The organism is Mycolicibacterium arenosum, from assembly GCF_024320865.1.
GTDB lineage: Bacteria > Actinomycetota > Actinomycetes > Mycobacteriales > Mycobacteriaceae > Mycobacterium > Mycobacterium arenosum.
Genome location: NZ_JANDBD010000008.1, coordinates 75,084 through 99,547, shown reverse-complemented (window position 1 = coordinate 99,547; position 24,464 = coordinate 75,084). Strand labels below are relative to the sequence as shown.

Annotated in this window: 26 protein-coding genes; 18 read left to right on the top strand and 8 right to left on the bottom strand. The window is 69.5% G+C overall.

The window, feature by feature from the left end; genetic code table 11:
• Window positions 1-6 precede the first annotated feature (6 nt).
• Window positions 7-1,254 (top strand): phosphoserine phosphatase SerB, encoded by a 1,248-nt coding sequence (gene serB, locus NM203_RS19575; RefSeq protein WP_255061916.1) that lies wholly within the window; start codon window positions 7-9, stop codon window positions 1,252-1,254.
• A 2-nt stretch (window positions 1,255-1,256) separates the two neighbouring features.
• On the opposite strand, the gene yczR is transcribed toward serB, so the two are convergent.
• Complete coding sequence (yczR, locus tag NM203_RS19570; RefSeq protein ID WP_255061914.1) at window positions 1,257-2,699, bottom strand: MocR-like transcription factor YczR; 1,443 nt, start codon at window positions 2,697-2,699, stop codon at window positions 1,257-1,259.
• A 61-nt stretch (window positions 2,700-2,760) separates the two neighbouring features.
• On the opposite strand from yczR, the gene NM203_RS19565 reads away from it, so the two are divergent.
• Genes NM203_RS19565 through NM203_RS19530 form a run of 8 tightly spaced genes read left to right on the top strand, consistent with a single transcriptional unit; the run spans window position 2,761 to window position 8,749 of the window.
• Entirely contained in the window at window positions 2,761-2,925 is a 165-nt protein-coding gene (locus tag NM203_RS19565; protein ID WP_255061913.1) for a hypothetical protein, read from the top strand.
• Complete coding sequence (gene yczE, locus NM203_RS19560; protein ID WP_255061912.1) at window positions 2,922-3,590, top strand: membrane protein YczE; 669 nt, start codon at window positions 2,922-2,924, stop codon at window positions 3,588-3,590. Before NM203_RS19565 ends, yczE begins: the two co-directional genes overlap by 4 nt.
• Entirely contained in the window at window positions 3,557-4,390 is an 834-nt protein-coding gene (locus tag NM203_RS19555) for an ABC transporter ATP-binding protein (RefSeq protein ID WP_255061911.1), read from the top strand. Before yczE ends, NM203_RS19555 begins: the two co-directional genes overlap by 34 nt.
• Window positions 4,387-5,199, top strand: a complete 813-nt coding sequence (locus NM203_RS19550; protein WP_255061909.1) for an NUDIX hydrolase — start codon at window positions 4,387-4,389, stop codon at window positions 5,197-5,199. Before NM203_RS19555 ends, NM203_RS19550 begins: the two co-directional genes overlap by 4 nt.
• Window positions 5,196-5,852 (top strand): enoyl-CoA hydratase, encoded by a 657-nt coding sequence (locus NM203_RS19545; RefSeq protein WP_255061907.1) that lies wholly within the window; start codon window positions 5,196-5,198, stop codon window positions 5,850-5,852. Before NM203_RS19550 ends, NM203_RS19545 begins: the two co-directional genes overlap by 4 nt.
• Window positions 5,853-5,862: 10 nt before the next feature.
• On the top strand, window positions 5,863-6,831 hold the full coding sequence (locus tag NM203_RS19540) for a class I SAM-dependent methyltransferase (RefSeq protein ID WP_255061906.1): 969 nt from the start codon (window positions 5,863-5,865) through the stop codon (window positions 6,829-6,831).
• A 2-nt stretch (window positions 6,832-6,833) separates the two neighbouring features.
• Window positions 6,834-7,994 (top strand): THUMP-like domain-containing protein, encoded by a 1,161-nt coding sequence (locus NM203_RS19535; RefSeq protein ID WP_408633385.1) that lies wholly within the window; start codon window positions 6,834-6,836, stop codon window positions 7,992-7,994.
• Window positions 7,995-8,053: 59 nt separating this feature from the next.
• On the top strand, window positions 8,054-8,749 hold the full coding sequence (locus NM203_RS19530) for an esterase (protein ID WP_255061904.1): 696 nt from the start codon (window positions 8,054-8,056) through the stop codon (window positions 8,747-8,749).
• A gap of 272 nt (window positions 8,750-9,021) precedes the next feature.
• Here NM203_RS19530 and NM203_RS19525 read toward each other — a convergent pair whose 3' ends face one another.
• The 4 genes from NM203_RS19525 to NM203_RS19510 form a co-directional block, all read right to left on the bottom strand.
• Window positions 9,022-9,555, bottom strand: coding sequence for a hypothetical protein (locus NM203_RS19525; RefSeq protein WP_255061902.1), 534 nt, complete (start codon window positions 9,553-9,555; stop codon window positions 9,022-9,024).
• Between the two features lie 165 nt (window positions 9,556-9,720).
• Complete coding sequence (locus NM203_RS19520) at window positions 9,721-10,263, bottom strand: HNH endonuclease signature motif containing protein (RefSeq protein ID WP_255061897.1); 543 nt, start codon at window positions 10,261-10,263, stop codon at window positions 9,721-9,723.
• Between the two features lie 135 nt (window positions 10,264-10,398).
• Window positions 10,399-11,394 (bottom strand): DUF222 domain-containing protein, encoded by a 996-nt coding sequence (locus NM203_RS19515; protein WP_255061896.1) that lies wholly within the window; start codon window positions 11,392-11,394, stop codon window positions 10,399-10,401.
• 116 nt (window positions 11,395-11,510) lie between these two features.
• The gene (locus NM203_RS19510; protein WP_255061895.1) at window positions 11,511-12,812 is read right to left on the bottom strand and encodes an outer membrane protein assembly factor BamB; all 1,302 of its coding nucleotides are present in this window, start codon (window positions 12,810-12,812) and stop codon (window positions 11,511-11,513) included.
• A gap of 53 nt (window positions 12,813-12,865) precedes the next feature.
• On the opposite strand from NM203_RS19510, the gene NM203_RS19505 reads away from it, so the two are divergent.
• The gene (locus NM203_RS19505) at window positions 12,866-13,603 is read left to right on the top strand and encodes an acyltransferase (RefSeq protein WP_255061893.1); all 738 of its coding nucleotides are present in this window, start codon (window positions 12,866-12,868) and stop codon (window positions 13,601-13,603) included.
• On the opposite strand, the gene NM203_RS19500 is transcribed toward NM203_RS19505, so the two are convergent.
• From NM203_RS19500 to NM203_RS19490, 3 genes are read right to left on the bottom strand one after another with little or no spacing between them, the layout of a single operon-like run.
• Window positions 13,600-14,853: a glycosyltransferase family 4 protein gene (locus NM203_RS19500; protein WP_255061891.1), complete on the bottom strand. Its 1,254-nt coding sequence runs from the start codon at window positions 14,851-14,853 to the stop codon at window positions 13,600-13,602. The two genes, NM203_RS19505 and NM203_RS19500, sit on opposite strands and share 4 nt — an antisense overlap.
• Window positions 14,850-16,427, bottom strand: a complete 1,578-nt coding sequence (locus NM203_RS19495; RefSeq protein WP_255061889.1) for a 1,4-alpha-glucan branching protein domain-containing protein — start codon at window positions 16,425-16,427, stop codon at window positions 14,850-14,852. Before NM203_RS19495 ends, NM203_RS19500 begins: the two co-directional genes overlap by 4 nt.
• Window positions 16,424-17,185, bottom strand: a complete 762-nt coding sequence (locus tag NM203_RS19490; RefSeq protein WP_255061888.1) for a class I SAM-dependent methyltransferase — start codon at window positions 17,183-17,185, stop codon at window positions 16,424-16,426. Before NM203_RS19490 ends, NM203_RS19495 begins: the two co-directional genes overlap by 4 nt.
• A gap of 208 nt (window positions 17,186-17,393) precedes the next feature.
• On the opposite strand from NM203_RS19490, the gene NM203_RS19485 reads away from it, so the two are divergent.
• From NM203_RS19485 to NM203_RS19450, 8 genes are all read left to right on the top strand, one after another.
• On the top strand, window positions 17,394-18,179 hold the full coding sequence (locus NM203_RS19485) for an electron transfer flavoprotein subunit beta/FixA family protein (protein WP_255061887.1): 786 nt from the start codon (window positions 17,394-17,396) through the stop codon (window positions 18,177-18,179).
• 45 nt (window positions 18,180-18,224) lie between these two features.
• Window positions 18,225-19,181, top strand: coding sequence for an electron transfer flavoprotein subunit alpha/FixB family protein (locus NM203_RS19480; protein ID WP_255061885.1), 957 nt, complete (start codon window positions 18,225-18,227; stop codon window positions 19,179-19,181).
• Window positions 19,182-19,354: 173 nt separating this feature from the next.
• Window positions 19,355-20,089, top strand: a complete 735-nt coding sequence (locus tag NM203_RS19475; RefSeq protein ID WP_255061884.1) for an SDR family oxidoreductase — start codon at window positions 19,355-19,357, stop codon at window positions 20,087-20,089.
• Entirely contained in the window at window positions 20,086-20,814 is a 729-nt protein-coding gene (locus tag NM203_RS19470; RefSeq protein ID WP_255061882.1) for an SDR family NAD(P)-dependent oxidoreductase, read from the top strand. The genes NM203_RS19475 and NM203_RS19470 overlap by 4 nt, the downstream gene beginning before the upstream one ends.
• Entirely contained in the window at window positions 20,811-21,467 is a 657-nt protein-coding gene (locus NM203_RS19465) for a nitroreductase (RefSeq protein WP_255061880.1), read from the top strand. Before NM203_RS19470 ends, NM203_RS19465 begins: the two co-directional genes overlap by 4 nt.
• Before the next feature lie 97 nt (window positions 21,468-21,564).
• A complete protein-coding gene (locus NM203_RS19460; RefSeq protein ID WP_255061878.1) occupies window positions 21,565-22,377 on the top strand; it encodes a GNAT family N-acetyltransferase in 813 nt (270 codons plus the stop codon).
• Window positions 22,374-23,216 (top strand): lysophospholipid acyltransferase family protein, encoded by an 843-nt coding sequence (locus NM203_RS19455; protein WP_255061876.1) that lies wholly within the window; start codon window positions 22,374-22,376, stop codon window positions 23,214-23,216. The genes NM203_RS19460 and NM203_RS19455 overlap by 4 nt, the downstream gene beginning before the upstream one ends.
• A 60-nt stretch (window positions 23,217-23,276) precedes the next feature.
• Window positions 23,277-24,464 (top strand): cysteine desulfurase family protein, encoded by a 1,188-nt coding sequence (locus NM203_RS19450; protein WP_255061875.1) that lies wholly within the window; start codon window positions 23,277-23,279, stop codon window positions 24,462-24,464.

Genomic DNA, 24,464 nt, shown 5'->3' with positions numbered 1-24,464 from the left:
GTAGGCGTGACCGCACCCACAATTCAAGACGGGTCCCGTTCCAGCCTGCTGATCACGGTCACCGGTCGCGATCAGCCCGGCGTCACCTCGGCGCTGTTCGAGGTCCTCGCGCGACGCCAGGTGGAATTGCTCAACGTCGAACAGGTGGTGGTCCGCGGCAGGCTCACCCTCGGGGTGCTGGTCGTCGCACCGCCGGACAGCAGCGATCTCCGCGACGAGGTTCAGAAGGCGATCTGGAAGGTCGGGCTGGACGTCACCATCGAGCGCAGCGACGACCTCCCCGTCCTCAGCCAACCGTCGACCCATTCGATCGTGGTGCTCGGCAGGCCCATCACCGCGCAGGCGTTCGGCGTCGTGGCCAGGGAGACCGCGGCGCTAGGCGTCAACATCGACACCATTCGCGGTGTCTCCGACTACCCGGTGACGGGTCTGGAACTGCGCGTGTCGGTGCCCGCCGGTGCGGCCTACGGCCAATTGCAGCAGGCGCTGGCCGACGTGTCCGTGGCCGAGAGCGTCGACATCGCACTGGAGGACTACAGCCTGTCGCGACGGGCCAAGCGACTCATCGTGTTCGACGTCGACTCGACGCTGATTCAGGGCGAGGTCATCGAGATGCTCGCCGACCGGGCGGGTGCGCTGGCAGCCGTCGCCGAGGTCACCGAGGCCGCGATGCGCGGTGAGCTGGACTTCGCCGAGTCGCTGCACAAGCGCGTCGCCACGCTCGCGGGACTGCCCGCCGAGGTCCTCGACGACGTCGCCGACCAGATCGAGCTGACGCCGGGTGCGCGCACCACGATCCGGACACTGCGCCGCCTGGGGTACCACTGCGGCATCGTGTCCGGTGGTTTCCGGCAGGTGATCGAACCGCTCGCCCACGAGCTGATGATGGACTTCGTCGCCGCCAACGAACTTGAGATCGTCGACGGCAAGCTGACCGGGCGCGTCGTCGGGACGATCGTCGATCGGCCCGGAAAAGCCAAGGCGCTCAGGGACTTCGCGCAGCAGGCCGGGGTGCCGATGGAGCAGACCGTCGCGGTGGGTGACGGTGCCAACGACATCGACATGCTGGCCGCCGCGGGTCTGGGTGTGGCGTTCAACGCCAAGCCGGCGCTGCGCGAGGTCGCCGACGCATCGCTGAGCCACCCGTACCTGGACACCGTGCTGTTCATCCTCGGCGTCACCCGCAGCGAGATCGAGGCCGCCGACGCGTCCGACGGCACCTACCGCCGGGTCGACATCCCCGACGAGGGCTAGCCCTACACCACCACGGCGTAGGGTTCCGAACCGGTTGCGCCCGTGACGCTTCGCCACGCTCTGGCGAGGACCTCGACCGCTTCGGTGAGTTGGTCGTCGGGCAGCGTGTAGGGGAGTCGAATGTACCGTTCCAGGCTGCCGTCGACGCCGAACCGCGGGCCCGGTGGGATCTCCAGTCCCATCCGCGAGGCGGCCGCGGACAACGCCGTACTCATCGGCACCGGCAGCCGTACCCACATCGACAGTCCACCCGTGCCGGGCAGCGGGTGCCAGTCCGGCAGGTGCTCGTCGAGCAGTGTGAACAACAGCGCCCGTCGGCCCCGGAGTATCTCGCGGCGCTCGGGCAGCACCTCGTCCTCGTACCCGAGAAGCCTTGCCGCGGCGAGCTGTTCGACGATGGCGGTGCCCATGTCGATGGACGGTCGCAACGCGGCGATGGTGGCCAGGGTGGCGCGCTCGGCGCGAATCCAGCCGATGCGGAGGCCACCCCAGAACGACTTCGACATCGAACCGACCGTCAGCACCAGATCGCGACGGGACGTCATAGCGGCCGCAAACGGGGCGGGGACCTGTTCGTCGAGCCACATGTCGGTGATGGTCTCGTCGATGATCGTGCGGGTCCTGGTATCGGAGATGATCTGCGCCAACCTGTTTCGGCCCTCGGGCGGCAGCGTCAGGCCGGTCGGGTTGTGGTTGTCGGGAATGAAGTACGCGAGGGTGGGTGCCAGTTGGCGGACGGCGGCGTCGACCGCGTCGAGTTCCCATCCGTCCGGGGTCATCCCGACCGGCACCGGTCGGACGCCCCGGCTCGCCATCGCCGACAGCGCACCGTGGTAGGTCGGCTGTTCGACGAGCGCGCGATCACCGGGCTGGGTGTAGGTCGCGAGGATCAGGCCGATGGCGTGCAGTGCGCCGGTGGTGACCAGGATCTCATCGGGATGAGTGGGAAGTCCTCTGGCGGAGTACCTTTCGGCTAGGGCCTCGCGCAGCGGCGGAACGCCGACGAGCTCGACGCCGATGTCGTGCAGATAGGGCGTCACCTCGGCGGCGGCTTCGGCGAAGGCTCGCGAGGTCACGGCGGCCGGGGCGGACAGGGTGGCGGCCGCCAGGTTGACGGTGACCGGACCGGGTTCGAAGCCCACCGGTGACGTCGTCGGAATCGCCGTGGTGCTGCGTGCGCCCCGACGGGCGTGTAGATAGCCGTCCTCGCTCATCTGGTTGTACGCCGCGGTGACGGTGGTGCGCGATACCCGCAGGGCGTCGGCGAGGGCGCGTTCGCTCGGCAACTGCGCCCCGATGGGGATCCGCCCGTCGACGATCAGCATCCGCAGTCCGTCGGCGAGACCCTGATAGGCCGGACCACTGGCACTGGACGTGCGCCAGTTGCCGAGTTCGCGGACCAGTAGGTCCACACTGAGCCTTCGGCCCGCCAACTCGTCGATCATTGAAGCCACTTTGCCCCAACTGGCTATTGAATGCAACCGTTTGGCGAGCCAATATCGAGCCATGACGCAGAACTGGACCTCTAAACTGGCCCGCTCGACGCGCAAGCTGGGGCTGGTCTTTCGCACCGAGTCGTATCCGCGCCGCAGCGCGGACATCGACGCGGACACCCGTCGGATGCGGCACGAGCTCGACGCCATCCGCGCCCGCTTCCCAGATCACGCGTGAAGCGGGGCTTCGCCCGAGGGTCGGCCCTGCTCGTCGGACTGGCCGGCTACGGCTTCTCGATGGCGGTGATGATTCGCGCCGGCCTCGGACTGGACCCCTGGGACGTGTTCCATCAGGGGCTGGCCGGACGGACCGGCCTGAGTTTCGGCGTGGTCACCGCGCTCGTCGGGGTGGCGGTGCTGCTGGCCTGGATTCCGCTGCGGAATCGCCCCGGCATCGGCACCGTTGCCAACGTCATCGTGATCGCGGTGACGGTCGACGCCGGCCTGGCACTGCTGCCCGCGCCGTCGGAGTTGCCGATCCGCATCGCGATGATGCTCGGTGCCGTCGTTCTCAACGCCGTCAGCACCGTGCTCTACATCGGTGCCGGCCTCGGCCCCGGCCCGCGTGACGGACTGATGACGGGTCTCGTTGCGCGCACGGGACTCTCGGTCCGGCTGGTGCGGACCTCGATCGAGGTCGCCGTGCTCAGCATCGGATGGCTGCTCGGCGGCACCGTCGGAGTCGGCACGGTCGTCTACGCGTTCGGCATCGGCCCGCTCGTTCAGCTCTTCGTCCGATTGACCCCGCAGCGGTGGCTGGCCGCCAGTGGCTGGGCGTTCACCGATCCGCGCCTGACTACGATGGTCGAGTGCCAGGAGAAGCAGCCGACCCCGACCTGCTGATCGACTTCGCGAGGGTCACGCTGCGACGAGGTGGCAAGACCCTGGTCGGTCCGGTCACCTGGGCCGTCGAACTCGACGAGCGCTGGGTGGTCCTCGGACCCAACGGCGCGGGCAAGACGTCGCTGCTGCGGTTGGCCGCGGCGCTCGAGCATCCGTCGACGGGTACCGCGTACGTCCTCGGGGAGCGCCTCGGCAAGACGGACATGTCGGAGCTGCGGTCACGCGTCGGCCTGTCGAGTTCGGCGCTGTCGCAGCGCGTTCCCGACGGGGAGATCGTGCGCGATCTGGTGGTGTCGGCCGGTTACGCCGTACTGGGGCGCTGGCGGGAGAAGTACGACGACTACGACTACGAGCAGGCGATCGACATGCTCGAGAGCGTGGGCGCCGAGCACCTCGCCGATCGCACGTACGGCACGCTGTCGGAGGGTGAACGCAAGCGGGTGCTGATCGCTCGCTCCATGATGACCGACCCCGAACTGCTGCTGCTCGACGAACCCGCTGCCGGTCTCGACCTAGGCGGCCGCGAGGAACTCGTCGCCCGGCTCGCCGATCTCGCCGCCGATCCCGATGCGCCCGCCACCGTGTTGGTCACCCACCACGTGGAGGAGATCCCGCAGGGCTTCAGCCACTGCCTGCTGCTGTCCGAGGGCAAGGTCGTCAAGGCGGGTCTGCTCACCGACGTGCTGACGTCGGAGAACCTGTCCGCGGCGTTCGGCCAGGCGATCACGCTCGAGTACATCGACGGGCGGTACTTCGCGCGGCGCACCCGCACCCGCGCGGCACACAGGAGGGCCAAATGACCGACCCCGATCCGCTCGTCCCGCGACCGGCGTCGACCGTGATGCTGGTGCGTGACACCCCCGAGGGCATCAAGACCTTCATCATGAGGCGGCACGCCCGGATGGAGTTCGTCGCGGGCGTCATGGTCTTTCCCGGCGGCGGCGTCGACGACCGCGATCGCGGTGCGCACATCCCGTTCTACGGCCCCGAACCCGAGTGGTGGGCGCAGCGCTTCGGCGTCGACGTGGAGTTGGCCGAAGCACTGGTCAGCGCCGCTGCGCGGGAGACCTTCGAGGAGTCGGGCGTGTTGTTCGCCGGCTCGGCGGACGATTCCGACGTGCTCGTCGACGACGCGTCGGTGTACCGCGACGAGCGGGCCGCGCTGGCCAACCACTCGCTGTCGTTCGCCGACTTCCTGCGCACCGAGAAACTCGTGCTGCGTGCCGACCTGCTGCGCCCGTGGGCGAACTGGGTGACGCCGAAGGAGGAGCGGACCCGCCGCTACGACACGTACTTCTTCGTCGGGGCGATCCCGGACGGGCAGCGGGCCGATGGTGAGAACACCGAGACCGACCAGGCGTTCTGGACCACACCGCAGGCCGCTCTCACCGAGTTCGAGAAGGGCAGGACGTTCCTGCTGCCGCCGACCTGGACACAGCTCGACTCGCTGAACGGCCGTACCGTCGCCGAGGTGCTCGCGGTCGAGCGCAAGATCGTGACGATCGAGCCGAATCTCACTACCGGCGAGAACAACTGGGAGATCGAGTTCTTCAACAGCGATCGCTACAACGCGGCCCGCGAGGGTCGCTCACCCGACGGTTATCGGTGAGCGAGTTCGTCAGCGTCCACGTCGCGGACAGTGACGCGCCCGCCGTGGCGACGCTGCTGATCTCGCGGCCGCCGACTAACGCGCTGAGCAGGCAGCTGTGCCGTGAACTCGCCGCCGCCGCGGCCGACCTGGGTGACAGGGACGACGTCACCGCCGTCATCCTGTTCGGCGGTCACGAGATCTTCTCCGTGGGCGCCGACGTGGGGGAGGCGCGGACATTGGACACCGCTGAGGCGGCAGGGGCCGCGGAGGTGTGCCGGGGCGCCGTCGAGGCTGTCGCCGCCATCCCGAAACCGACCGTTGCCGCGATCACCGGGTACGCGCTGGGCAGCGGGCTGACGCTGGCGCTGGCCGCGGACTGGCGGGTCAGTGGCGACAACGTCAAGCTCGGCTCGACCGAGATCCTGGACGGCCTTGCGCCCGCCCCCGGCGGGCCCGCCCGGTTGGCCCGCGTGGTGGGTGACAGCCGGGCCAGGGACCTGGTGTTCACCGGGCGGTTCGCCGGTGCCGAGGAAGCGCTGGCCATGGGCCTCGTCGACGAGCTGTCGGCGCCCGATCACGTGTACGACGACGCGCGCACCTGGGCGCTGCGGTTCGCCGGTTCGTCGGTGGAAGCTCTGGCGGCGGCCAAACGCGCGTTCGCCACCCGTTAGGCTGCCCTTCATGACGAGCATGGACCCCGCTCCGAACCCGCACGCCTCCGCCGAAGAGGTCGAGGCCGCCCGCCACGACAGCAAGCTCGCCCAGGTGCTCTACCACGACTGGGAGGCCGAGAGCTACGACGACAAGTGGTCGATCAGCTACGACCAGCGCTGCATCGACTACGCGCGCGGTCGCTTCGACGCCATCGTGCCCGACGAGGTGCAGCGTGAACTGCCCTACGATCGTGCGCTCGAGCTCGGCTGCGGCACCGGGTTCTTCCTGCTGAATCTCATTCAGGCCGGTGTCGCGCGCCGCGGCTCGGTGACCGATCTGTCGCCCGGCATGGTCAAGGTCGCAACCCGCAACGGCCAGGGCCTCGGGCTCGACGTCGACGGCCGCGTCGCTGACGCCGAGGGCATCCCGTACGAGGACGAAACGTTCGACCTCGTCGTCGGGCACGCCGTGCTGCACCACATTCCCGACGTCGAACTGTCGTTGCGCGAGGTCGTCCGCGTGCTCAAGCCGGGTGGCCGGTTCGTGTTCGCGGGAGAGCCGACCGCCAAGGGCAACGTCTACGCGCGCAACCTGTCGACGCTGACGTGGCACGTGTCCACGAACGTCACCAAGCTGCCCGGTCTGGAGTCCTGGCGGCGGCCGCAGACCGAACTCGACGAGTCGTCACGCGCTGCGGCGCTCGAGGCGATCGTCGACCTGCACACGTTCGAGCCCGAGGACCTGGAGCGGATGGCGACCAACGCCGGCGCGGTCGAGGTCGCCACCGCCAGCGAGGAGTTCACCGCGGCGATGCTGGGCTGGCCGGTCCGCACCTTCGAGGCGTCGGTGCCACCCGGTCGGCTGGGCTGGGGCTGGGCGAAGTTCGCGTTCAACAGCTGGATGGGGTTGAGCTGGGTCGACGCCAACGTCTGGCGGCACGTCGTGCCCAAGGGCTGGTTCTACAACGTCATGGTGACCGGGGTAAAGCCCTCCTGAGCCTGTTCTCCGTCGAGGACGTCGACTACCTCACCGGAGACGTCGGCCGCGCCGCGCTCGACGAGGTCGCCGGTTATCCGCTGACCGCTGCGACCAGGGTCGCGGATATCGCTTCGGCGCGTACCCGTTTCGGGGCCCGCGCCCCGGTGTTGATCGAGACCGTGCTGCTGCGACGGCGGGCGGTGGCCAAGTTCGCCGATCCGGGCAGGTGGCTGTTCACCGACGAGGCGCTGCAGCAGTCCACCGCTGCCGCGGTCGCCCAGCACCGGGCGCGTCGACTGGCGGGCGCGGCCGTGCACGACGTGACCTGTTCGATCGGTGGTGAGCTTGCCGCACTGCGTGATTCGGCCTCCTACGTGGTGGGAAGCGACCTTGATCCGGTGCGCCTGGCGATGGCACGGCACAACCTGGGTGACGTCGAACTGTGCCGCGCCGACGCGCTGACGCCGGTCACCCGCGACACCGTGATCGTCGCGGATCCGGGGCGGCGGACAGGGGGCGCCCGACGCTTCGATCCGCGCGCGTACACGCCGCCGCTGGACCGTTTGTTCGAGGTGTACGCGGGTCGCGACATGGTCGTGAAGTGCGCTCCCGGGATCGATTTCGCTGCCGTGCGGCAGCTCGGGTGGATGGGAGAGATCGAGGTCACGTCGCTCGGCGGCGGAGTTCGCGAAGCGTGTCTGTGGACCGGCGGCCTGGCCGACGCGGGTGTGCAGCGGCGCGCGACGATCCTTGATCGCGGCGAGCAGATCACCGACGCCGACCCCGACGACTGCGATACGGGCCCGCCGGGCCGCTGGATCGTCGACCCCGACGGTGCCGTGGTCCGCGCCGGGCTGGTGCGGCAGTACGCGGCGCGCTACGGGTTGTGGCAGTTGGACCCCGAGATCGCCTACCTCACCGGCGACGCCCTGCCCGACGGCGTGCGCGGCTTCGAGGTCATCGACACCGTCGACTACCGCGAGCGGGTGCTGCGCCAGGCCGTCGCCGCACACGACGCCGGTTCGCTGGAGATCCTCGTCCGCGGTGTCGACGTCGACCCCGACGCGCTGCGCACCCGGCTGCGGCCGCGCGGCTCACAGCGTCTTGCGCTGGTCATCACCCGTATCGGTGCCGGCCGGGCGAGCCGAGCGGTGGCCTACGTGTGCAGAGCCTCGCGCTGAGGCCACGTATTGTTGCTGGAGCGGCGACAGTGCCGCCTGCTTTCGGTGAAGGGTGTCAGATGCGCATTGTCTCCTTGGCGCTGACCGCTGTCGCGGCAGCGACGGTCGCGGTCTCGAACGTCGGTGTGAGTCATGCGGCGCCACCGAAGTGCGCGGACCTGTCCGGAGTGCTCGACGGCAGCGGAATGTGCCGCATCTCGGCGACCGACCCCGCGTACACGCTGAACATCACCTACCCCGTCGACTACCCCGATCAGGACGGCGTCGTCGACTACATCAAGCAGACGCGCGACGGGTTCCTGAACGTGGCCAAGGCACCTGGTCCGCATGAGATGCCCTACGAGCTCGAGACCACGGCCACCGAGTACAACTCGGCGCTGCCGCCGCGGGGGTCGCAGTCCGTGGTGTTCAAGACGTACCAGGGCGTCGGCGGGGCGCACCCGCTGACGTTCTACAAGGCCTTCAACTGGGACCAGACGTTCCGCAAGCCGATCACGGCCGCCGGGCTGTTCCGCGAGGGCACGCAGCCGTATCCGCTCATCTACCCGGTGGTGGTCGCCGAGCTGACCAAGCAACTGGGTCAACCCGTCGACATCCCCCCGGGCGTGGGGCTCGACCCGTCGAAGTACGAGAACTTCGCGATCACCAACGACGCGATCATCTTCTTCTTCGACCAGGGCGAGATCCTGCCGGAAGCCGCAGGAGCGCTGGAGGTCTCGGTTCCGCGCGGCCCCATCGACTCGATGATCACCTAGCCGGAGCGTCAGAACGGCGCTGTGCAGTCGGCATCCGCATCTCTCGGCCGGTGGGTTCGGTGTCGGGGTGTCCGGCGGCGCCAGGTGCTTCAACCCGGCCCGACTCGTCCACACGATTGGTGTCGTCGGCGAGCTGCTCGTCGGACCAGCCGCCCTTGCCGACCGAGAAGGTTTTGAGCAGGTGATGGCGGCGAACGGCTGAAAACGCTCCGTGTCGTAGCGCCATGCCGAAGCGTGGCGGCCGCGTGTGCTACACGTCGGTCAGCCCTCGCCTAGCCAGTGGGTCCTCCGCCGGGGCCGCCGCTGCATCCGGGACCGTCTGGTCCGGGGCCGTCGGCGATCGGAGTATCGACGCAGCCGCCGTTCGATTGGCCGCGGACGATGGACGTGACCGCGTTGCTCGCGGCGGTGCCGATGAGGATCTGGCTGTTGGTGCCCGCCGTGCCGACGAGTTGGCCGAGGTTGGTGCCGACGGTGCCGACGAATCGGTTGGCATTGGTGCCGACTGTGCCGATCCACTGCCCAGTGTGGTTGATGAAACCGGGGAGTGAGTAGTCGGGGCCGGTGCTGGGTCCGCCGGGTCCGCCGGGGTTGGCTCCCCCGCCGGGGCCGCCGCCGCTACCGCCATCATCGGGGCCGCCGCCGGGACCACCGCTTCCACCGCCCGTGTCGGGGCCGCCGGGGCTGGGAGGCGGTGCCCCGAACGCCATCCCTGCCGGTCCCGTCAGCAGTAGCCCGCTCGCGAGCAAGCCTGCCGCGATAGCCGATGACGCCGTGCGCCCCGTTGTCTTTCGATGTTGCCCCATGTTTGTCCCCCTCGACAGGTTGTTGCCCCGCTACTCACAGCAAGTTAACGGCCTACAGCGAACTGTCGAATCAGGGAAAACCCTTGTGATTCCCAGCAGAACCCCATGACCACAGCGGCATCGGCGAGGCAGAGGCGATCGGCCCTCGCAAGCGGGCACCGCTTATCAGAACGGTGCGGTGCATTGTGCGAGGCGGTCTTCGTGGTTGCGTCGGCGTTCGGCGGCGATGGTGGCGGCGCGTTGTTGGGCGCGGGTGCGTCGGCGGGTGGGCATGCGCAGGTCGCGGCCGGGGGTCGGTTCGGTGACCGGTGTCGGGGTGTCCGGTAGTGGTGTGGTGGGGTCCCAGTTCGGGAAGTAGATCCGACTGCCCGGTGGGGCGCGGTGTTTGAGGCCGGATGGGCTCGTCCAGACGATGGTGCCGTCGTCGAGTTGTAGTTCCGACCAGCCGCCCTCGCCGACCCAGAACGTCTTGAGCAGGTGATGTTTTCGGCACAGCGTGGCGATGTTGCCCGGATGGGTCAGCCCGCCGGGGCGGCCGTAGGGGACGGTGTGGTCGAGGTCGGCGTATTCGGCCGGGTGATCGCAGCCGAGGAACCGGCACGTCATGTCGCGGGCCCGTACGAGACGCTGCGCGGCGATGGAGGGCCGGTAGCGGATCTCGGCGGTCAGGTCTTCGGGTGTGGCGATGGTGCGGATGGAGGCGCCCATCCGGCACAGGTCGGCCAGCAGCGCCGCGGGCAGGACGCCACCGCCGGCGATGATCGCGGTATAGCTGCACGGGGCGGGTGTGGGTTCGGAAGTCGTTGCGGATTCGGCACTCTCGGGCTGGGTGACGGAATCCGCTTATTCGGGCGCGGATTCCTCGTCCTCGGGTGGTGGTTCGGGCGCCTCGGCATCCTCGGGTGGCGCTTCACCGGTCCAGTGGTGTTCCCAGTCGTAGTCGCGGTCGTAGCGCGGCCCACCGTCGTCCGGCCCGTCGTTCGGCCCGTCGTCTGGGCCGTCGTCGGGTGCCGGGCCGTCGGCGGGATTGGGGTTGTCGGTGAGGACGAGGATCTCGAAGTGCTTACCGCGCGCGTCGGGCCCGGTGGCCGGGCAGTCGGCCGATCCGCACAGGCACGGCAGGTGGTCGCCGCCGGCGTTGATGATCCCGTGGGCGGCCACGCGACGCTCACCGTGGGTGCGCGGATCCTCGGGACACACCGATGTCGCCATGGCGTCGAGGCGGCGGTCGGTCAGTTCGGCGTCCAGGGCACTGACCCGCCCGTAGATGGAGCGGGTGCCGGTGGCGTCGTCGGGTTTACCGAACGCGATGTTCAACGAGCGCTGCGCGGTCCGGAACCGGCGCACCGCGTCGGGGTCGTGGCGTTCGATCGCGGCGTCGATGGCGTCGCAGAGTTTCTGCTCGGAGTAGCCGCCCCACCGGGTGGCCACCGCGGCGAGGTCGGCGTCCACCCGCGCCAGCGCGTCGGGGTCGACGATCAGCTGGGTGCGCCACGACGCGGTGGCCGCCACCTTCAGGGTGATGTCGCCGCGGCGCAGCAGGTCCCCGGTCAAAGGGATCCGGTCGCGCAGGTCCAGGGCCTGATACATCAACCCCGAGGCCGTGCGGTGGCTGACGATCAGGTCGGCGGCGATCTCGGCGGCACAGCAATCCCACGCGTCGCAGGCCGAGCGCTCGCGGCTGCGGGCCAGGTCGGTGCCCAGCCGCCGGTCGACCAGTTCCGCGATCAGGGCCAGGCGATGCCCGGCGGTCGCGGCCTCGGCGCGGGCGTAGCCGGTGATCGACAGATTCAGCGCGGCATCGTCCATCCCCGCCGGATCCCGAAACGCTTCGCACATACATTCGATTATCCGGACGTCGAGGACCTCTCGCCACGGTGCACATTCGACCTGTGGATGAAACCCGGACTGTGGATGACTCAGGCCTGCAACACGATTCGTGTCACACCCGTGTGCTAGCCCCGCGAGAACCCGTAGATCTGGCCGTCGCTCGTCGCGGCGACCACTCGCCCGTCGGCGCCCACCGAAACCCCGACCGGGAACCCGGTGGCGCCGGGCAGCGGGTAGGAGTTGACGGTTTCACCGTCCGACGGGTGGAAGACGAGGAGGGCTTCACCCTCTCCGTCGCGCACTACGGTGTAAGCGACGTCCGCGCCCGCGCGACTGGAGGTTGACAGCGCTTCGACGTCATCGCGCGTCCACGCCACCTCGCCCTTGTCGCCGTTGTCCCTGATGCCGGTCAGCTTGGCTTCGGGTCCGCCGCCCGCGACGATCACCCCGTCCGGACTGACCGACGGCGGCGTCTGCGGCTGATAGTCCAGCGGCACGGACCACTTCGCCTTGCCATTGGTGGTGTCCAGTGCCCACAGTTTCCTGTCGCGGCCGTTGACGTACACCGTCGTGCCGTCCGCCGACAGCACGGGGCTGGCGAGCGGGCCGCCACCGACGTCGGTGCTCTGCCACTCACGGGACAGCAGCGGCGTCTGGCCGGGCCGGTAGCGCAACCCCACGACAACGGGGGCGTCGGTGTCCGGTTCCCACAGCGTCACGACGACGATGTCGCTGGCGGGCGAGTAGGCCGGCGCGGCCGCGACGGGGCAGCGGGACCTGCCCTGCGCACAGTCGGCGAGCCCGCGCTGCGCGTCGGTGGGGTCGACGCCTTCGACGAGGTCGAGCGAGGTGCCCTCGACTTCACCGCGGTGGGCGTCGAAGACGAGCACCTGCCCGAGATGCGTGACCACCAGGAGTTCGCCGGGGTCCAGGAGGCGCGGCGTCAGCGGCAGCCCGATCACCGGCTTCCGCCAGCGGATCCACTGCGTGGGCGGGAACGACATCACCGCGCCGGGTTGGCCGACGTACAGGTTGTCGAATCCGTCGATGAGAGGACTCGAGAGACCGCCGCCCTGCCACAGCCTGGTGCACCAGCGCTGGCGGCCGTGGTTGTCCGACTCCCACACCATCAGGGAGCAGCCGCCCGCGGTCTGGGCGTTGGCGGCGAGGTACTTGGTGGCGCCCGTGGAACCCAGCGCCACCTGCGCGCCGAGGTCGCCCTTGACCGACCGCGTCCAGTCGAGTCGCAGCGCTTCGGACCCCGCCACCTCGGTGTAACTGCTGTTCGCGGCGTCACCGTACTGCGCGGGCCAGCCACCTGCCGGGTGCGCCTCGACCCAGGAGTCGGTGTTGCCGCAGGAGGTCGCCAGGAGCGTCACGACGGCGAGGGCCGCCAGCAGCCGTGCGGTCGTTCGTCGAGCGGTCATCGAGGATCGAGACTAGTCGGGCTCACCCGGCTGCTCGCGTAGGCTGTCCGGCCATGACGACGATGTGGGGTGCACCGATTCACGTTCGCTGGCGCGGATCACGGTTGCGCGACCCGCGTCAGGCTCAGTTCCTCACCAGGGCGTCGCTGAAATGGGTGCTCGCGAACAAGGCGTACACCCCCTGGTACCTGGTGCGTTACTGGCGGCTGCTGAAGTTCAAGCTCGCCAACCCGCACATCATCACCAGGGGCATGGTCTTCCTCGGCAAGGGCGTGGAGATCCAGGCGACTCCCGAGTTGTCGACGATGGAGATCGGCCGCTGGGTGCACATCGGCGACAAGAACACCATCCGCTGCCACGAGGGCTCGCTGCGCTTCGGTGACAAGGTCGTGCTCGGCCGCGACAACGTCATCAACACCTACCTGGACATCGAGATCGGCGACTCGGTGTTGATGGCCGACTGGTGCTACATCTGCGACTTCGACCACAAGATGGACAGCATCGACCTGCCGATCAAGGACCAGGGCATCATCAAGGGCCCGGTCCGCATCGGCCCCGACACCTGGGTCGCCACCAAGGTCACGGTGCTGCGCGGGACCTCGATCGGCAAGGGTTGCGTGCTCGGCTCGCACGCCGTGGTGAAGGGCGAGATCCCGGACTACTCGATCGCCGTCGGCGCACCGGCGAAGGTGGTCAAGAACCGCAAGGTCGCGTGGGACGCCTCCGCCGCACAGCGCGCCGAACTGGCGGCGAACCTCGCCGATATCGAGCGCAAGAAGGCGGCTCGCTAACCCCGGTCGGGAAGTGCCTGCTCGACGATCAGCCGGCGCCGGTGTGGTTCGCGCTCACCGCGTTTCGCGGCCAGGTAGACCTGCGCGGTCTCCGCGGCCACGGTGCCCCAGTCGAAGTCGGCGGTGAGGCGGGTGCGCGCAGCGATCGCCATTCGTTGCGCCGCGGCGGGATCGTCGAGCACGGTCCGCACCGCCCGTGCGAGGGCGGCTACGTCGCGTGGCGGGAACGAGACTCCGGTCTCGCCGTCGATGACGGCCTCGCCGAGTCCGCCGACGTTCGACGTCACCAGCGGCGCACCCGTCGCGGCCGCCTCGAGGGCGACGATGCCGAACGGCTCGTAGTGGCTCGGTAGCACCGCGGCGTCGGTGTCGTGCAACAACGTGACCAGACGGTCGTGATCGACGCGGCCGACGAACTCGATCGCCTTGAGCACCTTGTGCTTTCGCGCCTGCTCGGTGAGCCAGTCCTGCTGCGTGCCGTCGCCGGCGATGGTGAGCGTGGTGCCGGGATGACTGCGGCGGATCCGGGGCAGCGCGGCGATGGCCTCGTGCACGCCCTTCTCGTATTCCAACCGGCCCAGGTACAGCAGCCGAGGCGGGCCGCTGCGCGGCGCACGTTCGGCGAACGGCCAGAGTGCGGCGTCGATGCCGTTGCGGATGACGCGGGTCTCGGCGAGGCCGGGTCCGAAGAGCTCGGTGATCTCGTCGCTCATCGAATGCGAACAGGTGATGAGCGAATCGGATTCGTGCACCAGCCACGATTCGAGGGCGTGCACTTGCCTGCTGATGGGGCCGGACACCCAGCCGGAGTGCCTACCCGCCTCGGTGGCGTGCACCGTGGAAACCAGTGGTACGTCGAAGTATTCGGCAAGCGTGATGGCCGGGTGCGCGACCAGCCAGTCGTGGGCGTGCACGACGTCGGGCCGCCACGGCTTGCCCGCCCGCCTGCCGTTCGTCTTGATCGCCAGACCGGAGCGCACCATCGCGTGGCCCATCGCGAGGACCCACGCCATCATGTCGGTGCCGAAGTCGAATTCGTGCGGGTCCTGCGCGGCGGCGATCACCCGAACGCCCTCGCTGACCTCGTCGGTCGACGGGTGCGTGCTCGGGTCGGTGCCCGTCGGTCGCCTGCTGAGGACGACGACCTCGTGGCCGGCTTCGGCGAGCGCGACCGCGAGGTGGTGGACGTGTCTGCCGAGGCCCCCGACCACGACCGGCGGGTACTCCCACGACACCATCAGGATTCTCACCGCGGCAGCCTCCTGGCGTCCAGCGCCCCGAACAGGCCGTCGGCGCGGTTCCAGCCGTCGGCGAGCCGCTCGGCCTGCTCGCGGCGGCCGGCCGCCAGCGCATCGGCGATCTCGCGGGTGGCGTGCGCGTGCAGGTGGGCGCGGTAGCGGGCGTAGTCGGCGGCGGTGTCCTTGCTGACCATGAACGGCCAGTCGCTCGACACCGTGAGCAGCGCCTCGCGCAGGATCTGGTCGGCGACCCTGTCGCGGGGGGTGGGCGCGCCGACCGCGGCGTTCTGGTCGAGCGCCTTGTCGACGCATGCCAGTGCGACGTCGACGACCTCGGTGTTCAGTTGCACGAAGTCCGAGACCTGCTCGCCCGACCACACCTGCCAGTCCTTACCGGAACCCCATGAGCTGGGCGGTAATTCGACGGGGGCGCCGACGAAACCGTCGGCGGCGGCATCGGCCAGCGTGCCGACCCGCACGCCTGCCGCGGGCAGCGCGCGCAGGACCCGCTCCAGCCAGATCGGACCCTCGTGCCACCAGTGTCCGAACAGTTCGGTGTCGAACGCTGCGATGACGTGCGCCGGCCGGCCGAGGCGGTCGCTCTCGGCGGCCAGTCGGTTGCGCACCACGTCGACGAAATCGGCCACGTGCTGGTCGACGGTGTGGCTGGCGCGCTCGGCGTCGTAGGGCGCCTTGTCCTGCGACGGCACGGAGCGCCCGGTGACCCTGGCGGGTTTGAGGCCGGTGACGTGGTCGTAGGTGTGGAAGTCGCGGTAGGCGGCGTGGCCGGGGTAGCCCGACTTCGGCGACCACACCCGGTAGCTCACCTGAAGGTCGCGTCCGAACGCGATGACGTCGGAATCCGCGACGGGCCTGCCCAGTGCGGTGTCGCCGCGGAGCGAGGGGCCGTCGACCATGAAATGCGTCACTCCCGCTGCGGCGTAACCGTTCTCCATGCCGGGGGCGTACGCGCACTCGGGTGCCCAGATGCCCCGCGGGGTGTGCGCGAATCGCTGGTGGGCGTCGGCGAGACCCTCGCGCAGCGCGAACTCGCGCAGTCGTGGGTTCAGCAGCGGCTGGAACGGGTGCGAGAGTGGGCCGCCGAGCAGTTCGATGGTCTCGGCGTCGATCAGTTGCCGTAGCAGTGGACTTCCGCCGTGGCGCCACTCGACGGCCATCTCCTCGAGCGCGCGGCCCGCCTCGTCGTACTCGCGAATGCCGAACGCGCGCATGGCCTCCGGTGCGGCGTAGGGACCTTCGTCGGCCGTGCAGGCCAGTCGCGTGGTCGCCTCCCGTGCACGCAGCTGCCAGTTGGCGACCCAGTGCGACATGCCCTCGAGGCAGTACGGGTCGTCGAGCTGAGCGGTCACGACCGGCGTCATGCCGAGCGTCACCAGGTGGCCGCGGCCCTCTGCGGCGAGCGTGCGCAGCACCCGCATCAAGGGCAGGTAGGCCGCTGCCCACGACTGGTACAGCCACTCCTCGCCGACCGGCCAGCGACCGTGGTGAGCGAGCCAGGGCAGGTGGGTGTGCAGGACGAGGGTGAACATGCCCGGCACCGGGGGTGGCGCGGGCTGCTCGCTCATCTGCGCACCGCGATCGCCACCAGGTCGAGGCTGTCGTCGATGTTCCTGGACGAGGCGTCGACCAGCTCGAAGTCGTCGGTCGCGATCCCGGCCACATCGGTCAGCAGGTCGTCGGGCCAGGGAGCGTCGGCGACGGCGCGCTCGATCTGCGCGTCGATGATGGAGCCGCCGTACTTGCGGTCCAGGGCGACCAGTCCCGGACCGTGGAAGACGCCGAGTACCGCGTCCACGCTCAGACCGGCGTCGGTCAGCAGCTCGCGTAGCTCCTGGGCGTTGAGCTCGCGGGTGTGGAACGGGTTGAGCGGGGTATCGCGGCCCGGGGAGAAGGTGATGCGGTTGGGCGTCGACACGAGCAGTACGCCGCCGGGACGCAGCACCCGACGGCACTCGGCCACGAATTGGCCCTGGTCCCAAAGGTGTTCGATGACCTGGAAGTTCACCACGACGTCGACCGACTCGTCGGGCAGCGGCAGGTTCGCGAGATTGCCGTGGTGCATCTCGATGCGCGGGTAGCGGGCGCGCACGTGCGCGACGGTGGCCTCGTCGTAGTCGAGCCCGATGACCCGGTTGGCGACGCCGGCGATGAGGTCGGCGCCGTAACCCTCACCGCAACCCGCCTCCAGGACGTCGCGATCCGCGCAGCGCGGAGCGAAGTGCCGATAGACGACCTCGTGTCTGCGGAACCAGTAGTTCTCCTCGGCCAGGCCCGGCACGGTGCGCTCGCCGGTGAGAGGGAGGTCTGCTGAATATGCGCTCATTGCACAGGCAGGCTAACGCAGTAGTGGCGTTTATCACCCGCTCGGCAACTGTTCACGGGCTGTTCGGTGAGTCAAGATGCGAAAGGGGACCGGTTATGGTGACTCTGCGTTAGCACTGCAGTTACCGACGAGTAACATGCTGGTCATAGCGAGAATCGTGACATTTCAGGCCGCCTAACGGCCTCAACGAGGAGGACGAAGCACACCCATGACGAACATCGTGGTCCTGATCAAGCAGGTCCCAGACTACGAGAATCGCCAACTCTCGGATGACTTCACGCTGGATCGGGCCGGTAGCGACCCCGTTCTGGATGAGATCAACGAGAAGGCGATCGAGGTCGCGCTGCAGCTCAAGGAGGCCGGAAAGGCGGACAACGTCACCGTCCTGACCGCCGGACCTGCAGCCGCCGAATCGGCCATCCGCCGCGCGCTGTCGATGGGCGCGGACAACGCCTACCACCTCGTGGACGACGACATGCACGGCTCGGACGCCATCCAGACCGGCTGGGCGCTCGCCTCGGCGGTCGGCCAGATCGAGGGCGTCGACCTGCTCATCGCGGGCAACGAGTCCAGCGACGGCGTCGGCGGCGCGATCCCCGCGATCCTGTCGCACTTCCTGGGTCTGCCGCAGCTCACCCATATGCGCACCATCGAGATCGACGGAACGACGATCACCGGCGAGCGGGAGACCGACGACGGTGTGTTCGGCGTCGAGGCGTCGCTGCCCGCGGTCGTCAGCGTCTCCGAGAAGATCGTCGAGCAGCCGCGGTTCCCGTCCTTCAAGGGCATCATGGCCGCCAAGAAGAAGCCGGTCGAACAGCTCACGCTGTCCGGGATCGGGGTCGACGGCGAGGAAGTCGGCAAGGACGACTCCTACTCCGTGGTCGAGTCCGCAACGCCCAAGCCGCCGAAGCAGGCCGGCGAGAAGGTGACCGACGAGGGTGAGGGCGGCCAGCAGATCGCGCAGTACCTCGTCGCCCAGAAGCTCGTCTAATCCACCCGACTCACCCGATTTCATTCACGCGAAAGTAGCGAAGACATGGCAGAAGTACTCGTGCTCGTCGAGCACGCAGACGGCAAGTTGAAGACCATCACCAGCGAGCTGATCACCGCGGCGCGGACGCTCGGCGAGCCGTCGGCGGTCGTCGTGGCGGCCCCCGGCACCGCGGAGACCCTCAGCGACGCGCTCAAGGCCGCCGGCGCCGCGAAGATCTACGCCGCCGAAGGCGATGCGGCTGAGCAGTACCTGGTCACCCCGAAGGTGACCGTGCTGGAGTCGCTGATCGAATCGGCCTCGCCCGCAGCCGTTTTCGTGGCGTCCACCGCCGAGGGCAAGGAGGTCGCGGGCCGGCTCGCGGCCGCGACCTACTCCGGCGTGCTGTGGGACGTCGTCGGTGTCAAGGAGGGCGGCGTGTTCGTGCACTCCGTGTTCGGCGGCGCCTACACGGTCGAGGCCAAGGCCAACACCGATGTCGCGATCGTCGCGCTCCGCCCCGGCTCGATCGAGGCCGAGCCGTCCGACGGCGCGGGGGAACTCGTCAGCGTCGACATCCCGGAGCAGCCGGAGGGCGCCGCGAAGATCACCTCGCGCCAGCCCGCGCAGAAGAGCGCTCGCCCGGAACTGACCGAGGCCAAGATCGTCGTCGCAGGCGGTCGCGGTGTCGGCAGCAAGGACAACTTCGGTGTCGTCGAGGAGCTGGCCGACGCGTTCGGCGCCGCCGTGGGTGCGTCCCGCGCGGCCGTCGACTCGGGCTACTACGAGGGCCAGTTCCAGGTCGGCCAGACCGGCAAGACCGTGTCCCCGCAGCTGTACATCGCGCTCGGCATCTCCGGTGCGATCCAGCACAAGGCCGGAATGCAGACGTCCAAGACGATCGTCGCGGTCAACAAGGACGAGGAGGCGCCGATCTTCGACATCGCGGACTACGGCATCGTCGGCGACCTGTTCAAGGTCACGCCCCAGCTGACCGACGCGGTGAAGGCCCGCAAGGCCTGATTCCTCGCCACTGAGCGCAGTGAGACCCCGGCACTTCGGTGCCGGGGTCTTCGCGTTCGTGGGCAACCGTGGCGGGGGTGAGACTACGGACTTTCCAGGGTTCGCCCCGACGTCTCCGGTGCCAGTGTTGATCTCGTAACCACTTGGCGCACGCACTACGGAAGGTGTCGGAAATGAAAGTCACGGTTGTCGGAGCCACCGGCCAGATCGGATCCAGGGTGGTCGAACTGCTCACGTCGGCGGGTCACGACGTCGTCGCCGCGTCGCTGTCGACCGGTGCCAACGTCCTGACCGGCGAGGGCCTCGACGACGCCGTCGCCGGTGCGGATGTCCTCGTCGACGTCGTGAACTCGCCGTCCTTCGAGGACGGTCCGGTGCTGGACTTCTTCACGACGTCGACGGCCAACCTCGTCGCCGCGGCGGCGAAAGCCGGCGTCGGGCACTACGTCGCGCTGTCGATCGTGGGCGCGGACGGGCTGCCCGACAGCGGCTACATGCGCGCCAAGGTGGCGCAGGAGAAGGCGATCGTCGCCTCGGGGCTCCCGTACTCGATCGTGCGGGCGACGCAGTTCCACGAGTTCGCCGAGATGATCATCGGATCGCTACTCGTCGACGGGGTCGCGCACGCCCCCGACGGACGGATCCAGCCGATCGCCGTCGCCGAGGTGTCCGCCGCGGTCGCTCGGGTGGCGTCGAACGCCCCCGTCGACGGCATCGTGAACGTCGGTGGCCCGGAGAAGATGTCGTTCGCGGATCTGGCCCGTGCGGTGCTGGGTGCCGACGCGAACGTGGTCGTCGATAGCGCCGCCACGTACTTCGGTACCGCGGTGGACGATTCGAGCCTGGTGACCGGTGCGGGTGCCGAGCTCGCCCCGACGCGGTTCGCCGACTGGCAGGCCGCCCGGTGACACGTGAGCTCTCGGGTGTGCGCGCACTGGTCACCGGGGGAACCGCCGGGATCGGGCTGGCATCGGCGCGGCTTTTGGCGCTGGCAGGCGCGGAAGTCGTGATCAGCGGCCGTGATGCTGCGCGAGGTGCCGCGGCTGCGGCCGCCCTGGGCGGCGCCGTGCGATTCGCGGCGGCGGACCTGGCCGACCTCGATTCAGTACGGCGGCTCGCCGACACCAGCGGTGACGTCGACATTCTGGTGAACAACGCAGCGACCTTTCCCGGCGCCATGACGGTCGACCAGGATGTGACGTCGTTCGAGCGGACCTTCGACACCAACGTGCGCGGCGCGTACTTCCTCGTCGCCGCCCTGGTGCCGGGCATGGTCCGTCGCGGCGTGGGCAGCATCGTGAACGTGACGTCGATGGTGGCGTCACGAGGCGTGCCGGGTGCGTCGACCTATAGTGCGTCGAAGGCCGCACTCGAGTCGTTGACGCGCAGCTGGGCGGCGGAATTCGGAGGATCCGGTGTCCGGGTGAACGCGGTCGCACCAGGACCGACGGCGACCGAGGGCGTCGTCGCGGAGTGGGGCGACACGAACGACGATCTCGGGCGGGCGCTGCCGCTGGGGCGCACCGCGGACCCCGCTGAGATCGCAGAAGCGGTGCTGTTCCTGGCTTCGCCGAGGGCGAGTTTCATCACGGGCTCGACGCTGCACGTCGACGGCGGCGGGGTGGCGGCGTGACACTCGAGGACGTCGTCCGTGCGCGTCGATCGACACGGAAGTTCCTGTCGGACAGGCCCGTTCCACGTCACCTGCTGGACGAGGCACTCGAGCTGGCGATGCGGGCACCGTCGAACTCCAACACCCAGCCGTGGCACCTCTACCTGGCCACCGGAGCCCGGCGCGATCGGCTGGCGACGGCGTTGCTCGCCGCAGTGGACGAGAACCCGCCCGTGATCCGGTCGGCCGGGCTGCCGCCGAGATTCGCCGATCGGCGTGCCGAGAGCGGCGCATTGGTCTACGGCGCCATGGGTATCGCACGCGACGACGCCGTGGGCCGGTGGGCGGCTCAGCGGCGCAACTGGGAGTTCTTCGGGGCACCGGTGGCCGGCGTGGTCTGCATGCATCGCGAGTTCGCGGACGTCGATGCTCTCGGCGTCGGAATGTTCCTGCAGACCCTGCTGCTGGCGCTGACCGACCGCGGTCTCGGAAGCTGCGTCCAGGTGTCCATCGCCCTGTACCCGGACGTGCTGCGCGCCCAACTCGGCATTCCGGATGAACTGAGGGTGTTGTGCGGGTTGTCGATCGGTTACGCCGATCCCGCGTTTCCAGCCAATCACCTCGACGTTCCCCGGAACCCGGTCGTCGAGAACGTGGTGTCGCTAGAGAGTTGACCGGGCCGATCGGCGTCCACAACTCGTCACCCACCGTGCACGGACGCGACACGCAACCGTTGCAGTCCCGATCACCGGCTCAACGACCGTGCTGGCTATGAGCACCGCATCAGTACTCATAGCCGCCGACGAGACCGGTAGCGCGACCGCGGGAACCTCCGGACCGCGCTACACCCTGTTGCTGTCCACCGACTCCGCGCTCGTCGACGCCGCGCAGCGCCTTCGTCACGACGTGTTCACCAGCGAGCCCGGTTTCGGCCTGGAGAAGGCGGGCGACGGACGGGACGCCGACCGCTTCGACGAGTTCTGCGACCACCTCCTGGTCCGCGACGACACCACGGGGGAACTGGTGGGCTGCTACCGGATGCTGCCGCCGCCAGGCGCCATCGCCGCCGGCGGTCTCTACACCGCAACCGAATTCGAGGTCAGCGCGCTCGACGAGCTGCGCCCCTCGCTGGTGGAGATGGGCCGTGCCGTGGTGCGCGCCGATCATCGCCACGGCGGGGTGGTGCTCCTGATGTGGGCGGGCATCCTGGCCTATCTCGATCGCTGCGGCTACGACTACGTGACCGGCTGCGTCTCGGTGCCCGTGCAGGGCGGTGACGGCGAAGCGCCCGGTGCGCAATTGCGCGGCGTCCGCGACTTCGTGCGCAGGCGGCACGCGTCGGACTACGCGGTGTACCCGTACCGCCCGGTCGAGATCGACGGCAGGGGGCTCGACGACATCGCGCCGCCGGCCCGGCTGTCGGTGCCTCCGCTCATGCGCGGCTATCTCCGGTTGGGGGCCAAGGTCTGCGGCGAACCCGCTCACGACCCGGACTTCGGCGTCGGCGACTTCCCGGCACTGCTGGACAAGCGGAACGCCGACGTGCGCTACCTGAACCGGCTCCGCTCGGCGGCGCAGGCATGAGCAGCCACCAGCACGTCGACAACGTCTGGCTGCCGCGGGCGTCCTGCGGTTCCCACTGTCACGCCGCCGATCTGGCCCACGCGTCGCGTCCCGCCGTCGTCGCCCTGCGGGCGGCGGTCCGGATGTGCTGTGTCGTGACGCTGATGGCCGCGGTGCCCCTGCTGGCGGTGCCGCTGCCCGGCAAGTCGCGCGTTCAGCGGATGTACTGCCGGATCATGCTGCGCTGCCTCGGCGTGCGAATCACGGTGTCCGACGGTCCGATTCGGAACCTGCGCGGTGTGCTGGTGGTCAGCGGACACGTGTCCTGGGTCGACATCTTCGTGATCGGCGCGGTGCTCCCCGGCTCGTTCGTCGCCAGGGCCGATTTGATCGAATGGCCCGCACTCGGCTTCCTGGCCCGGCTGATGAAGGTGATCCCGATCGAGCGGACGAACCTGCGCAGGCTGCCCGACGTCGTGCGCACGATCGCCGACCGGTTGCGCGCCGGACAGACCGTGGTCGCGTTCCCCGAGGGCACCACGTGGTGCGGGGTGGGGTACGGCAGCTTCCGGCCGGCGATGTTCCAGGGCGCCGTGGACGCCGCACGACCCGTGCAGCCGCTGCGCCTGACCTACCACCACCGCAACGGCGCACCGTCGACGGTGCCCGCCTTCATCGGCGACGACACGCTGATGGACTCTGTGCGGCGGGTCATCACGGCCCGGCTCACGGTGTGCCATGTCGCCGTCCAGTCGCTGCAGCTGCCGGGAGGCGATCGTCGGGACCTCGCGGCCCGCTGCGAGGCGGCGGTGCGCGGAACGGACAACAGGCAGGCGGGCGACCACGCGCTGGTGGCGTGACAGGCGTGCGACCACGGCGCTAGCCGCCGGATTCGCCGCGGACCGTATCCTGGTTGGGCCATGCACGCCGCCTACCTCGATCACGCCGCCACCACCCCGATGCACCCCGCTGCCGTCGAGGCGATGACGGACGTCCTGACGACGGTCGGCAACGCGTCGTCGCTGCACACCGCAGGTCGCGCCGCACGCAGGCGCATGGAGGAGGCCAGGGAGGCGCTGGCCGCTCTGCTGGGCGCCCGGCCGTCGGAGGTCGTCTTCACCGCGGGTGGCACCGAGAGCGACAACCTGGCGGTCAAGGGCATCTACTGGGCCCGGCGCGACGCCGACCCGCGGCGCAGGCGAATCGTGACGTCGCCCGTCGAGCACCACGCCGTCCTGGACGCCGTGCAGTGGCTCGTCGAGCACGAGGACGCCGAGGTGACGTGGCTGCCCGTCGACGACACCGGCGCGGTGTCGGCCTCCGCGTTGCGGGACGCGCTCCAGGCGCACGATGACGTCGCCGTGGTCACCGTGATGTGGGCCAACAACGAGGTCGGCACGATCATGCCGATCGACGACCTGGCGGCGGTCGCCGCCGAGTTCGACGTGCCGATGCACAGCGACGCGATTCAAGCGGTGGGCCAGGTCCCGGTGAACTTCGCGAAGAGCGGGTTGTCCGCTATGAGCATCGCCGCGCACAAGTTCGGCGGCCCCACGGGGGTGGGTGCGCTGCTGCTGCGCCGGGACACCGCGTGTGTACCGCTACTGCACGGCGGAGGCCAGGAGCGCGACGTGCGATCCGGTACGCCGGACGTCGCGGGGGCCGTCGCGATGGCCGCCGCCGCCGAGGTCGCCGTCGCCGGACTCGAGTTCTACCGGGCACGGGTCATCGCGCTGCGGGACAGGCTCATCGGCGGTGTCCTCGCCGCGATCGACGACGTCGACCTGAACGGTGCCGTCGGCGACGCCCGGTTGCCCGGCAACACGCATTTCACGTTCCGCGGCTGCGAGGGCGACGCGCTACTCATGCTCTTGGACGCCAAGGGTGTCGAGTGTTCGACCGGTTCGGCCTGCACCGCGGGGGTGGCCCAGCCGTCACACGTGCTCCTCGCGATGGGCGCCGATGCGGCGACGGCGCGCGGCTCGTTGCGACTCTCGTTGGGGCACACCAGCACCGACGCCGACGTCGACGCCGCACTCGAGGTGCTGCCCGCCGCGGTCGAGCGTGCCAGGCATGCCGCCCTCGCCAGCGCGGGGCACGGGAAGTAA

Excerpts from the sequence above, each read along its gene's own strand:
- yczR (WP_255061914.1), bottom strand. The coding sequence starts at position 2,699 with ATGATCGACGAGTTGGCGGGCCGAAGGCTCAGTGTGGACCTACTGGTC.
- NM203_RS19565 (WP_255061913.1), top strand. The coding sequence starts at position 2,761 with ATGACGCAGAACTGGACCTCTAAACTGGCCCGCTCGACGCGCAAGCTG.
- NM203_RS19550 (WP_255061909.1), top strand. The coding sequence starts at position 4,387 with ATGACCGACCCCGATCCGCTCGTCCCGCGACCGGCGTCGACCGTGATG.
- NM203_RS19540 (WP_255061906.1), top strand. The coding sequence starts at position 5,863 with ATGACGAGCATGGACCCCGCTCCGAACCCGCACGCCTCCGCCGAAGAG.
- NM203_RS19530 (WP_255061904.1), top strand. The coding sequence starts at position 8,054 with ATGCGCATTGTCTCCTTGGCGCTGACCGCTGTCGCGGCAGCGACGGTC.
- NM203_RS19525 (WP_255061902.1), bottom strand. The coding sequence starts at position 9,555 with ATGGGGCAACATCGAAAGACAACGGGGCGCACGGCGTCATCGGCTATC.
- NM203_RS19520 (WP_255061897.1), bottom strand. The coding sequence starts at position 10,263 with ATGGGCGCCTCCATCCGCACCATCGCCACACCCGAAGACCTGACCGCC.
- NM203_RS19515 (WP_255061896.1), bottom strand. The coding sequence starts at position 11,394 with ATGTGCGAAGCGTTTCGGGATCCGGCGGGGATGGACGATGCCGCGCTG.
- NM203_RS19510 (WP_255061895.1), bottom strand. The coding sequence starts at position 12,812 with ATGACCGCTCGACGAACGACCGCACGGCTGCTGGCGGCCCTCGCCGTC.
- NM203_RS19505 (WP_255061893.1), top strand. The coding sequence starts at position 12,866 with ATGACGACGATGTGGGGTGCACCGATTCACGTTCGCTGGCGCGGATCA.
- NM203_RS19495 (WP_255061889.1), bottom strand. The coding sequence starts at position 16,427 with ATGAGCGAGCAGCCCGCGCCACCCCCGGTGCCGGGCATGTTCACCCTC.
- NM203_RS19490 (WP_255061888.1), bottom strand. The coding sequence starts at position 17,185 with ATGAGCGCATATTCAGCAGACCTCCCTCTCACCGGCGAGCGCACCGTG.
- NM203_RS19485 (WP_255061887.1), top strand. The coding sequence starts at position 17,394 with ATGACGAACATCGTGGTCCTGATCAAGCAGGTCCCAGACTACGAGAAT.
- NM203_RS19480 (WP_255061885.1), top strand. The coding sequence starts at position 18,225 with ATGGCAGAAGTACTCGTGCTCGTCGAGCACGCAGACGGCAAGTTGAAG.
- NM203_RS19475 (WP_255061884.1), top strand. The coding sequence starts at position 19,355 with ATGAAAGTCACGGTTGTCGGAGCCACCGGCCAGATCGGATCCAGGGTG.
- NM203_RS19460 (WP_255061878.1), top strand. The coding sequence starts at position 21,565 with ATGAGCACCGCATCAGTACTCATAGCCGCCGACGAGACCGGTAGCGCG.
- NM203_RS19455 (WP_255061876.1), top strand. The coding sequence starts at position 22,374 with ATGAGCAGCCACCAGCACGTCGACAACGTCTGGCTGCCGCGGGCGTCC.
- NM203_RS19450 (WP_255061875.1), top strand. The coding sequence starts at position 23,277 with ATGCACGCCGCCTACCTCGATCACGCCGCCACCACCCCGATGCACCCC.